8 protein-coding genes are annotated in these 11,296 nt (G+C 71.0%); 6 read left to right on the top strand and 2 right to left on the bottom strand.

The window, feature by feature from the left end:
* Positions 1-74: 74 nt before the first annotated feature.
* Positions 75-1,415, bottom strand: a complete 1,341-nt coding sequence (locus tag RM704_RS05710) for a 6-phospho-beta-glucosidase (RefSeq protein WP_033529654.1) — start codon at positions 1,413-1,415, stop codon at positions 75-77.
* 733 nt (positions 1,416-2,148) lie between these two features.
* Positions 2,149-2,898 carry a DeoR/GlpR family DNA-binding transcription regulator gene (locus RM704_RS05705; protein WP_033529655.1) on the bottom strand — a complete coding sequence of 250 codons (750 nt, stop codon included), beginning with the start codon at positions 2,896-2,898 and terminating at the stop codon, positions 2,149-2,151.
* Positions 2,899-3,048: 150 nt separating this feature from the next.
* On the opposite strand from RM704_RS05705, the gene RM704_RS05700 reads away from it, so the two are divergent.
* From RM704_RS05700 to RM704_RS05675, 6 genes are all read left to right on the top strand, one after another.
* Positions 3,049-4,089, top strand: a complete 1,041-nt coding sequence (locus tag RM704_RS05700) for a carbohydrate kinase family protein (RefSeq protein WP_033529656.1) — start codon at positions 3,049-3,051, stop codon at positions 4,087-4,089.
* 33 nt (positions 4,090-4,122) lie between these two features.
* Complete coding sequence (locus RM704_RS05695; RefSeq protein WP_033529657.1) at positions 4,123-5,403, top strand: ABC transporter substrate-binding protein; 1,281 nt, start codon at positions 4,123-4,125, stop codon at positions 5,401-5,403.
* 124 nt (positions 5,404-5,527) lie between these two features.
* Positions 5,528-6,412, top strand: coding sequence for a carbohydrate ABC transporter permease (locus RM704_RS05690; RefSeq protein ID WP_033529658.1), 885 nt, complete (start codon positions 5,528-5,530; stop codon positions 6,410-6,412).
* Entirely contained in the window at positions 6,409-7,278 is an 870-nt protein-coding gene (locus RM704_RS05685; RefSeq protein ID WP_033529659.1) for a carbohydrate ABC transporter permease, read from the top strand. The genes RM704_RS05690 and RM704_RS05685 overlap by 4 nt, the downstream gene beginning before the upstream one ends.
* 30 nt (positions 7,279-7,308) lie before the next feature.
* On the top strand, positions 7,309-8,328 hold the full coding sequence (locus RM704_RS05680) for an alkaline phosphatase family protein (RefSeq protein ID WP_033529660.1): 1,020 nt from the start codon (positions 7,309-7,311) through the stop codon (positions 8,326-8,328).
* Positions 8,325-11,282 carry a glycoside hydrolase family 2 TIM barrel-domain containing protein gene (locus RM704_RS05675; RefSeq protein ID WP_033529661.1) on the top strand — a complete coding sequence of 986 codons (2,958 nt, stop codon included), beginning with the start codon at positions 8,325-8,327 and terminating at the stop codon, positions 11,280-11,282. The genes RM704_RS05680 and RM704_RS05675 overlap by 4 nt, the downstream gene beginning before the upstream one ends.
* Positions 11,283-11,296: the final 14 nt, after the last annotated feature.

Raw genomic sequence — 11,296 nt, 5'->3', positions numbered from 1 at the left:
GAGCAGGAGCGGGCGGAGCAGGGGCGGGCGGGGAGAGAGGGGACAGGTTAAGAAAGCGCTTTCCGGGCGGGAGCCTACTTCAGGTAGCCCAGGCCAGGGTGCACGGCCGTGTAGCCCTCGACCAGACGGCGTGCGACGTTGACCGAGTCCACCAGGGGATGCAGGGCGAAGGCCTTCACCGCGGTCGTACGGGACCCCGCCTCCGCCGCCGCCAGGACCTCGCGCTCCACGGCCTTGACCGCGCAGACCAGGCCGGTGGCGTGGTCCGGCAGGGGGGCGACGGAGACCGGGTGGGCGCCGTTGGCGTCGACCAGGCAGGGCACCTCGATGACGGCCTCGGTGTCGAGGGTCGCGAGGGTGCCCTGGTTGCGGACGTTGAGGATGAGCGTGGTGCGCTCGTCGCGGGCGATGGCCCGCATCAGGGCGAGGGCGACCTTCTCGTAGCCGCCGGAGAGGTCGTCGGCGTCGCGTTCGCCGGCGCCGGCCGTCTCCCGGTTCTCCGACATGTAGGTGGCCTCGCGCTCGGCGCGGGTGCGGTCCCAGGCCTTGAGGGCGTGGGCGTCGGGGCGGCGCATCTCCTCGTAGAAATGGGCCTGCTGGTCCTTGAGGAAGGCGCCGCGGGTCTTCTCGACCGCCTGGTAGGCGCGGACGGCCTCGCGGTTGAAGTAGTAGTAGTGCAGATACTCGTTGGGGATCGCGCCGAGGGACTGGAGCCAGTCGACGCCGAAGAGCTTGCCCTCCTCGAAGGAGCCGAGGAGGTCGCGGTCGGCGAGGAGGCGCGGGAGTTCGTCGCGGCCCGCGATGTGGAGGCCGCGGACCCAGCCGAGGTGGTTGAGGCCGACGTAGTCGATCCAGGCCTCGGCCGGGTTCGCCGCCCCGAGGACGCGGGCGATGCGGCGGCCGAGGCCCACGGGTGAGTCGCAGATGCCGATGACACGGTCGCCGAGGTGGCGGGACATGGCCTCGGTGACCAGGCCCGCCGGGTTGGTGAAGTTGATGACCCAGGCGTCGGGGGCGAGGCGGGCCACGCGCCGGGCGATGTCCACGGCGACCGGGACCGTGCGCAGGCCGTAGGCGATGCCGCCCGCGCCGACGGTCTCCTGACCCAGGACTCCCTCGGCCAGGGCCACGCGTTCGTCGTTCGCACGGCCCTCCAGGCCGCCGACGCGGATCGCGGAGAAGATGAAGTCGGCGCCGCGCAGGGCCTCGTCGAGGTCGGTGGTGGCGGTCACCTCGGGGGCGTCGGGGACGTCCGCCGCCTGCTCGGCGAGGACGCGGGTGACGGCGGAGAGCCGCTCGGCGTCCAGGTCGTGCAGGACGACATGGGTGACCCGGCCCTCGGCGCGGTCCCCGAGGAGCGCCCCGTACACGAGGGGCACCCGGAATCCTCCGCCGCCCAGAATCGTCAGCTTCACGCAACTACCACCTTTGCCGATCGTGCATGGGTGCGGGCTGTCCCCGCACCGTCTGCGCGGACGCTGCCATGTCCGTCCGCGCGGGCCCCTTCGGGACCGGCTGGGCGGACCCTTCCGGGACCGTCTGCCCGAGCGCGCCCGGGACCAACTGGGCGTGGTCTTCCGGCCCCGGGCACCCGGTCACGACCGGGGCCGGACACGCCGACTCCGCCCGGACCGGACGCGCCGCCCCATCTGGGGCCGGGCACCCAGACCCTTCCGGGACCGAACACCCCGCCCCCTCCACGACCGAAGGCGCCGCCCCTCCCAGGACCCGGCACCCGGACCCCTTCGAAACCGGACCGGAAAACTCCTCCAGAACCAGACACACCGACACCTCCGGCCCCGGGCACCCGGACCCCTCCAGGACCGGACCCGCCGACCCATCCGAGCCCGCGCACCCAAACCCTTCCAGGACAGGACCCGCCGCCCCGACCAGGCTCGGCCACCCAAACGCTTCCAGGCCCGAACAGGCCGACACCGCCGGGACAGCCGGGACCGAACGCGCCGCCCCACCCAGGCCCGCGCACCCAAACCCTTCCAGGCCCGGACCCGCCGCCCCCACCAGGCTCGGACACCTGAAACCTCCCAGGCCCGGCCCCGCCGACCCATCCAGGCCCATGCGCGCCAACCCTTCCGAGCCCAGCCCCCCGAACCGTCCGACACGTGTCAGCCGCCCCGCCCCGAGGGGCGTTCATGGCGTGACCACTTCGACCCCCGCCTCCTCCAGCGACGCTCGGGTGGCCTGCTCCACCGGGCCGTTGGTGACGACCACGTCGAGTTCCCTGGGGCCGCAGACCTTCGCCATTCCCGTCCCGGGGAACTTCGCGGAGTCGGCGAGCAGGACGACCCTGTCGCTCGCCCTGATCATCGCGCGTTTGACGGGGACCTCGACGACGGTCGTGTCCATCACCTGTCCGCCGGGGCGCACACCACTCGTTCCGAGGAAGAGCCAGTCGGCGTGGAGTTGACGGAGGTTGTCCTCGGTGAGGAAGCCGACGAGGGAACGGTACTCACGGCGGACCATGCCGCCGAGCAGGACCAGTTCGATGCCCTCGTCGTCGGCCAGCTCCTCGTAGACGACCAGGTTGCTGGTTATCACGGTGAGGCGGCGGCCGTGCAACTGCCGGGCCAGGCGGTAGGCGGTGGTCCCGATGTCGAGGAGCACCGACTGGCCGTCGTGGACCATCGACGCGGCCTTCGCCGCTATCGCGTCCTTCTCGGCCACCCGTACCTCGGCGACCTCGGCGAAGGGCTGGTCGCCCTCGTCCACGACCGCGCCGCCGTGCACCCGCGTGAGCAGCCCCTCCTCCTCCAGCCGGACGAGGTCACGCCTGATGGTGGCGGGGCTCACACCGAGCTGTTCGGACAGGTCGGTGACCGCCGCCGGCCCGCCAGATCGCAGGGCCCGCAGGATGAGTTGGTGTCGTCTCTCTGCCAGCACGCGCTGAACAGTACTCGTCATTCCCAATCAAATCCATGCTCACTTCTGCTCGACTCTTGCCAAACCTCTCGGAGGCGCGCACGATCTGTGCACCGAAATTGAAGACTTTTGAAGAGTGATCCTCAGAAGTCTCGACGAGAGGGTGCACGCGTGGACGACGACCGGCCCGATGTGCTGCTGACCGGGCTGCTCTTCTACGACCTCGTGCTCACGGGACTGGGAAAGCCGCCCACGCCCGGCGAGGAGATCTGGACCGACGGCATGGGCTGCGGTCCGGGCGGCATCGCCAACCTGGCGGTGGCCACCGCCCGTTTCGGCCTGCGGACCTCGCTGGCCACGGTCTTCGGCGACGACTACTACGGCGCGTACTGCCGTGACGTCCTCGCCGGGCAGGAGGGCGTCGACCTCTCCCTCTCCCGCACCGCCGACGGCTGGCACACCCCCGTCACCGTCTCCCTCGCGCACGGTCACGACCGTGCCCTGGTCACCCACGGCCAGGAACCGCCGTACTCCCAGGACGTCCTGATGGGCGACCCGCCCGAGTCGCGCACGGCGCTCGTGCACATCGAGGCCGAGCCGCGCGAGTGGCTCGCCAAGGCCGCCGCGAACGGCACGCTCATCTACGCGGACGTCGGCTGGGACCCCACGCAGCAGTGGTCGCGCGACCTGCTCGACCAACTCGCCCTGTGCCACGCCTTCCTCCCCAACGAGACCGAGGCGATGGCCTACACCCGCACCGACAGCGCGGTCGCCGCGCTCGGCACCCTGAGCGAGCTGGTGCCGGTGGCCGTGGTCACCCGCGGCGGCGAGGGCGCGGTCGCGGTGGACCAGACGACCGGGGAGTACGCGGAGGTCCCGGCGCTGGACGTCGACGTGCTCGACGCGACGGGCGCCGGCGACGTCTTCGGCGCGAGCTTCGTCGCCGCCTCCCTCGGCGGCTGGCCCCTGACGGAACGGCTGCGGTTCGCCGTCCTGTCCGCCGGACTCTCCGTGGGCCACCACGGCGGAGGCCTCGCCGCACCCGGCTGGTACGGCCTCGCGCACTGGTGGCGCTCGCTGACCGACCCCGCCCTGAAGAAGGCCTACGGCTTCCTCGCGGACCGCATCCCGGCCGACGTCGGCCCACCGGTGCCGCATGCCCCGGTCACCCCGCCCGCGCGGCCCCAAAGACCCCACGCACCAAAGCCCTGAAGTACCACGAACAGGAACAAACAGGAGTGACCCGTGGACCTTTCTCGTAGAGGCTTCCTCCAGGCTGCCGTGTTCACCGCGGCCGCCTCCGGCCTGACCGTCGCCTGTGGCGGCGGCTCGGATTCCGGCGGCACCAAGAACGGCAAGAACCTCACCATGTGGTACTGGGGCGGAGCCCTCAGCGACAAGGTGGTCGCCGAGGCCAAGACGCACTTCAAGAGCCAGATCAAGCTGACCAGTTCCTCCATCGGCGGCGACTTCAAGCAGAAGCTCACCACCACGCTCGCGGCGGGCGGCTCCTCCGTGCCGGACATCACCGGCATCAAGGGCGAGGACATCGCCTCCTTCCTGCCCAACGCGGACCGCTTCCTCGACCTGAACGACCTGGGCTTCAAGAAGATCTCCTCGCAGTACCTGGAGTGGAAGACCAAGCTCGCCCAGACCGAGGACGGCAAGCAGATCGGCTTCCCGATCGACATCGGACCCACCGCGCTCTTCTACCGCGCCGACCAGTTCGACAAGGCGGGGCTGCCCTCCGACCCGGCGAAGGTCGCCGCCGAGGCCAAGACCTGGGACGACTACTTCGCACTCGGCACCGAGCTGAAGAAGGCGCTGCCCGGCACCTTCCTCATCAACAACATGGGCTCGGTGTTCAGCATCGCGGTCGGACAGGGCACCAAGCGCTTCATCGACCAGGACAACCACTTCATAGGCGACCAGGACCACATCCGCGCCGCCTGGGACACCGCGGTCCGCGCCTACACCCTGGGCCTCGACGCCAAGATCAACGACCAGAGCTGGAACGCCGCCGTCGGCAAGAGCCTGACCACCGAGGTCGGCGCCGCCTGGCACGCGCTGGACATCGAGTCGGCCGCCCCGAACACCAAGGGCAAGTGGCGGGTCTGCGCGACGCCGGGCGGACCGGCCAACCAGGGCGGCTCCTATCTGACCCTGCCCAAGCAGTGCCGGAACCCCGAAGAGGCATTCAAGATCATCAGCTGGATCCTCAGCCCGGACAACAACGCCAAGAGCTTCACCGACGCCTCCATCTTCCCCGCCTCCCCGGAGACGTACGCGATGCCGGCCATGACCGGCCCCGACGCCTTCTTCGGCGGACAGAAGATCATCGAGGTCTTCGGCCCGGCCGCCGAGGCCATCCCCGTCAGCTACGAGGCGCCCGCCGACTCCGCGGTCATGGCTCCCTTCATGGCCGAGCTGACCAGTATCGAGGCCAAGGGCAAGAAGCCCGACGACGCCTGGAAGGACGCGGTCTCCCAGGCCAAGCAGATCGCCAGGCGACAGGGGGTGAACTGAGGTGACGTCACCTCCGGTGACCGGTCCCGCCACGGTGCCCGAGCACCGTGGCGGGCCGGGCCCGGCCCGCTTCCGCCCGCGACGCACCCCGCCCGCGGGCGTCGCTCGGCCCACTCGTCGAGGTGTGCTGTCGTACTGGCGGCAGTACCTGGCGATCTCGCCCTTCTATCTGATCTTCCTCGGCTTCTCCTTCGTCCCCGTCTTCTATTCGCTGTACCTGTCCTTCCAGCGCTACGACGGGCTGGGCACCAAGCAGTTCGTGGGTCTGCAGCAGTTCGAGTTCCTCTGGAGCGACCCGGTCTTCTGGCTGTCCATCCGCAACACCCTGATCATCTGGGTCCTGTCCACGGTTCCCACGCTCTTCGGCGCGCTCGTGCTGGCGACGCTGCTGCATTCGGTGCGCCGCTTCAAGGGCTTCTACCGCATCGCCCTCTACGTGCCGAACGTGACGTCGATCGTCGCCGTGGCGATCTTCTTCGGCGCGGTGTTCAGCAACGACTTCGGCCTGGTCAACGCCATCCTGGGCACGGTCGGCATCTCACCCGTGCCGTGGCTGAGCGACCCGTGGCTGATCAAGGTGGTCATCGCCCTGCTGATGACGTGGATGTGGACCGGCTACAACATGATCATCTACCTGGCCGGCCTCCAGGCCATCCCGCAGTCGGTCTACGAGGCGGCCAAGATGGACGGCGCCGGGCCCGTCCGCACCTTCTTCCAGATCACCATTCCGATCATGCGGCCGATCATCCTGTTCACCGTCGTCATCTCGACCATCAACGGTCTGCAGAGCTTCAGCGAACCCCAGGTGCTCTTCGCCAGCAACGCCGCCAACCAGAACCTCGGCGGACCGGGCCAGGCCGGACTGACCACACTGCTGTACTTCTACCAATCGGCCTTCCTCGACAACGACTACGGCTACGGCGCGGCCATCGTGTGGGCCTTCTTCGTACTGATCATCGTGCTCGTCGTCATCAACTGGCGCATCGTGCAACGAGGGAGGAAGTCATGACGACAGCCGTCACGCCACGGCCGGACACGGGCGCGAAGCGGCCGCGCCGCCGCAAGGGCCTGTCGCCGCACCTCTTCCTCGTCCTGGCCGTCGTGATCTCGGTCTTCCCGTTCGTGTGGACGATCGTGATGGCGACCAACACCACCCGGGACATCTACAAGAGCCCGCCGAAGCTGACCTTCGGCTCGCATCTGCTGGAGAACGTCCGGGGCGTGCTCGACACGGTCGACTTCTTCGGGTCGATGCTCAACACGGTCGTCATCGCGAGTGTCACCACGGTCCTGGTGCTGTTCGTCGACTCCCTGGCGGCCTTCGCCTTCGCCAAGTTCGAGTTCCCCGGGCGCAAGATCCTCTTCGGTACGCTCCTGGTGTTCATGATGCTGCCGCTCCAGCTGGCCGTCCTGCCGCAGTTCATCCTGATGTCGGAGATCGGCTGGGTGGGCATGCTCAAGGCGCTGGTCTGGCCCGCGCTCTCCAACGCCTTCGGCATCTTCTGGCTGCGCCAGTACATCGAGAACGGCGTGCCCGACGAACTGCTGGACGCGGCGCGCATCGACGGCGCCGGCTTCTTCCGGCAGTACTGGAACGTCGCACTGCCGATGATCAAGCCCGCGCTGTCCTTCCTCGCCATCTACGCCTTCGTCGGCGCCTGGAACGACTACGTCTGGCCGCTCATCGTGCTCACCAACCCCGAGCACGTCACGCTCCAGGTCGAGCTGGCCCAGCTCAACGTCGGCCACAACACCGACTACAGCATGGTGATGGCCGGTGTGCTGATGGCCTCCCTCCCACTGGTGATCGTCTTCGCCGTCTTCGCGCGCGGCTTCATCGCGGGGGCCACCGAGGGCGCGGTACAGGGCAGCTGATCCGGACCGCTCCCGAGAGAGGGGTGCACGATGGCGGACGCCTACGGCGCGGGGCGGCCGGGGCGCGGCAAGGTGCTCGTGGTGGGGATGGACGGGCTGCGCTTCGACCGGCTGCCCCTCCCCCGGCCTCCGGATGACGGGAGCCGGGTCCCTTCTCGCTCGCCCTCGACGGCACCGGTGCTGCACGGCCTGATGGCCGCGGGCGCCCACGGCAGCAGTCTGCTGCCCTACGGCGAGGTGGACGGCGGGGCCGAGGGCGGACCGTCCACCAGCATGGCCTACACCGACTCGGGGCCCGGCTGGTCGAGCGTGCTGACCGGGGTCTGGCCCGACCGGCACGGCGTGACCGGCAACGACTTCGAGGGCGCCGACTACGCCCGTCACCCCGACTTCCTCAGCCGTGCCGCCGCCGCGCGACCCGGTCTGCGTACGGTGGCCGCGGTGTCCTGGCCGGAGCTGGTCGACCGCGGCACCCTGGGGCCCGCGATCGGCGAGCGCGTGCGGTACGACGGGGAGTCCGACGGCTACGAGGACGCGGACCGGCGTGTCGCCGACACCGCCCGGCGCCGGATCGCCGAGGACGACCCGGACGCGCTGTTCGTGTACTTCGGCGCCACCGACGAGGCCGGCCACGCCACGGGGCCGCTCAGCCCGGCCTACGACCGGGCCCTCCTCGCCCAGGACGCCCACCTCGGACGGCTGCTGGACGCGATCGCCGTCCGGTGCTCCGACCCGGCCCGCGCGGACGAGCGCTGGACGGTCGTGGTCACCACCGACCACGGGCATCTCGACATCGGCGGCCACGGCGGCGACACCCGCGCCGAGCGCGAGGTCTTCGTCGTCCTCGCCGAGCCGGGAGCGTCCGGCGGCCGGGCAGCCCCCGGCCCGCACGTCGGCACCCGGCTGGACACACCCCGACTCGTCGACATCGCCCCCACCGTCCTGGACCGGCTCGGCATCCCCGTCGACCCCACCTGGGGCCTGCCGGGCCGCGTGCTGCCCCGGCCGGTCCCCTCCCTCCCGTCACCCCCGACTTCGGAACGGTCATGACCGACGCACTCTTCGCCCCGCGCCCCTGGCAGTCACCCGAGGTGACCTCCTGGGGGCGGCTGCCCATGAACGCCGTGGACCGGCGCGAGGGGGCGGTGTCACTCGACGGCCGGTGGCGGTTCCAACTGCTGCCGACGCCCGAGCGGGAGCCCGGGCCCGCCTGGTCCGGGGCCGAACTCCCCGGTTCCTGGACCTTCGACGCGGCGGAGGACCCGCCGCAGTACACCAACGTCCGCATGCCGTGGGCCCGGTTCCCGCCGGACTCACCGCCCGAGAACCCGACCGGCGTGTACGAGCGGGACGTCGAGATACCGGCCGAGTGGGCCGGACGCCGGATCGTCCTCCAGGTCGGCGCCGCCGAGAGCGTGCTGCTCGTCCATGTCGACGGGCGGCCCGTCGGCGTCTCCAAGGACTCCCACCTGGCCGCCGAGTTCGACCTGTCCGGCGTGGTCCGGGCCGGGACGAAGGCCACCGTGCGGCTGACGGTGGTGAAGTGGTCGGACGCCTCGCACATCGAGGACCAGGACCAGTGGTGGCTGGGCGGCATCACCCGCCCGGTGCTGCTGTACGCCACCGATCCGCTCCATCTCGCGGACGTGACCGTGCGGGCCTGCCACGACGGGGAGCTGCGGGTGGACTGCCGGGTGCGCTCGGCGGCGGGACCGGCGACGGGCGCACTGCCCGCCGGGTGGTACGTCAGCGGGGACCTGGACGGCCTGGAGCTGTTCCAGGACCGCGACTTCGACCGGCTCAACGCCGAGGACGAGCGGGTCTCCGACTTCCTCGGCGAGGCCCGCATGGGCACGGTCGTCCCCGGCGTACGGACCTGGAACGCCGAGACCCCCGAGCTGTACGACCTCACCGTCCGGCTGCACCGCGCCGACGGCACGGTGGCCGACGTCTCGCGCCACCGGGTCGGCTTCCGCGACGTCGAGGTCCGTGGCCGGGACCTGCTGGTCAACGGGGAGCGCGTCTACCTCCGGGGCGTGAACCGGCACGACTTCCATCCGCTGACGGGGCGGACGGTGTCGTACGAGGACATGCGCGCGGACCTGCTGACGCTGAAGCGTTTCGGCTTCAACGCGATCCGCACCTCCCACTATCCGGGCGACCCCGCCCTCTACGACCTCACCGACGAGCTGGGCTTCTACGTGGTGGACGAGGCGGACATCGAGTCGCACGACCACGCGCACGAGATCGCCGACGATCCCCGCTATCTGAACGCCTTCGTGGACCGGGTCTCCCGCATGGTCCTGCGGGACAAGAACCATCCGTCGGTGATCGTCTGGTCGCTGGGCAACGAGTCCGACTACGGGGCGAACCACGACGCGGCGGCGGGCTGGCTGCGGCGCCACGATCCGACGCGTCCGGTGCAGTACGAGGGCGCGGCGAAGCTGGACTGGGGGGCCACGGACGACGCCTCCGACATCGCCTGCCCGATGTACGCGCCCATCGAGGACTGTGTGGCGCACGCGCTGTCGGGCGAGCAGACGAGGCCACTGATCCAGTGCGAGTACTCGCACGCCATGGGCAACAGCAACGGCACCCTCGCCGACATGTGGGCCGCCATCGAGGCCACCCCAGGTCTTCAGGGCGGGTTCATCTGGGAGTTCTGGGACCACGGCATCCTCCAGCGTGTGAACGACGGACGACCGGCCGGGCGTGGGGGCGCCGGGCTGTACGAGAACGGGGTCGCCGGACCCGGCCTGCGCTGGGCCTACGGCGGCGACTTCGGCGAGCGGATCCACGACGGCGCCTTCATCGCCGACGGGGTGGTCTTCCCCGACCGCACGCCCAAGCCGGTGATGTTCGAGCACCGGGAGATCGCCGCCCCGGTGCGGCTGTCGGTGGAGGGCGAGGGCACCTGGCGGGTGCTGCGGGTGCACAACCGGCAGCACTTCCGCGACCTTTCGTGGCTGGCCGCCGAGTGGGAGTTCACGGCGGCCGACGGCGGAACCTGGACGCTTCCGGCCCAGTTGCCGGACGTACCGCCCGGCGGGTCGGCCGTCGTCGACCGGCCCGAGGTGGCGGGCGGGGCCGGCGAGATCTGGCTGACCCTGCGGGTGACGACGGCCGCCGACGAGCCCTGGGCACCGCGCGGCACCGAGGTGTGCAGCCCGCAGGTCCAGTGGTACGCGGCGGACGAGGGTGAGCCGGTGGTGGGCACCGAGGAGGACCCCGGGCACATCCCGCCGCCGGAGACGGACCCGGACGGGCTGCTGCTGCACCCGCTGCTCGCCTCCCCGCCCACCCTGAGCCTGTGGCGGGCCCCGACCGACAACGACGTCCTCGGCGGCATGGCCGAGCGCTGGCGCGAGCTGGGCCTGGACCGCATGGCGCGCGAGCCGGTCGCGGTGGAGCGCAAGGGGGCCGGCGTGCGGGTCCGGTCCCGATGGTCGACGGGTGCCGGGTTCGTCGAGCACGAGCAGGTGTTCACCGCGCTGGTGGACGGCCGGGTGCTCGTCGAGGAGACGGCCGTCCTCCCCGAAGCGCTGACGGACGTGGCCCGGGTGGGCACGGTGTTCGAGACCGTCGACGGTTTCGACAGCCTGGCCTGGTACGGGCAGGGCCCCTGGGAGAGCTACCCGGACCGTGCCGCCGGGGCCCCCGTCGGCCACCACGCGCTCCCCGTGGACGAGTTGTTCACTCCTTATCTGCGGCCGCAGGAGAGCGGGGGCCGGCACGGGGTACGGCACTTCACCCTCTCCGGGGGCGACCACGTCCTCGCGGTACGGCTGGACCGCCCCCGGCAGGTCTCGGTCACGCGGCATCGCGCGGCGGACCTGGCGGCCGTCACCCACCACGACGAGCTGGTGCCACGGCCCGGCTGCGTGATCCACATCGACGCGGCGCACCGGGGACTGGGCACCGCCTCCTGCGGCCCCGACACCTCGCCGTCGTATCTCGTCCCCCCGGGTGTCCACCGCTGGTCGTGGACGCTGCGGGCGCTCTGAACCACGAACCCCTT

Source organism: Streptomyces gottesmaniae, assembly GCF_031845845.1.
Taxonomy (GTDB): Bacteria; Actinomycetota; Actinomycetes; order Streptomycetales; family Streptomycetaceae; genus Streptomyces; species Streptomyces akebiae.
Note: the sequence above shows the minus strand (reverse complement) of the source record. Positions and strands in the feature narration are given on the sequence as shown.

Bases quoted from the DNA above. Each gene is read 5' to 3' on its own strand.
- RM704_RS05685 (WP_033529659.1), top strand. From the start codon at position 6,409: ATGACGACAGCCGTCACGCCACGGCCGGACACGGGCGCGAAGCGGCCG.
- RM704_RS05680 (WP_033529660.1), top strand. From the start codon at position 7,309: ATGGCGGACGCCTACGGCGCGGGGCGGCCGGGGCGCGGCAAGGTGCTC.
- RM704_RS05675 (WP_033529661.1), top strand. From the start codon at position 8,325: ATGACCGACGCACTCTTCGCCCCGCGCCCCTGGCAGTCACCCGAGGTG.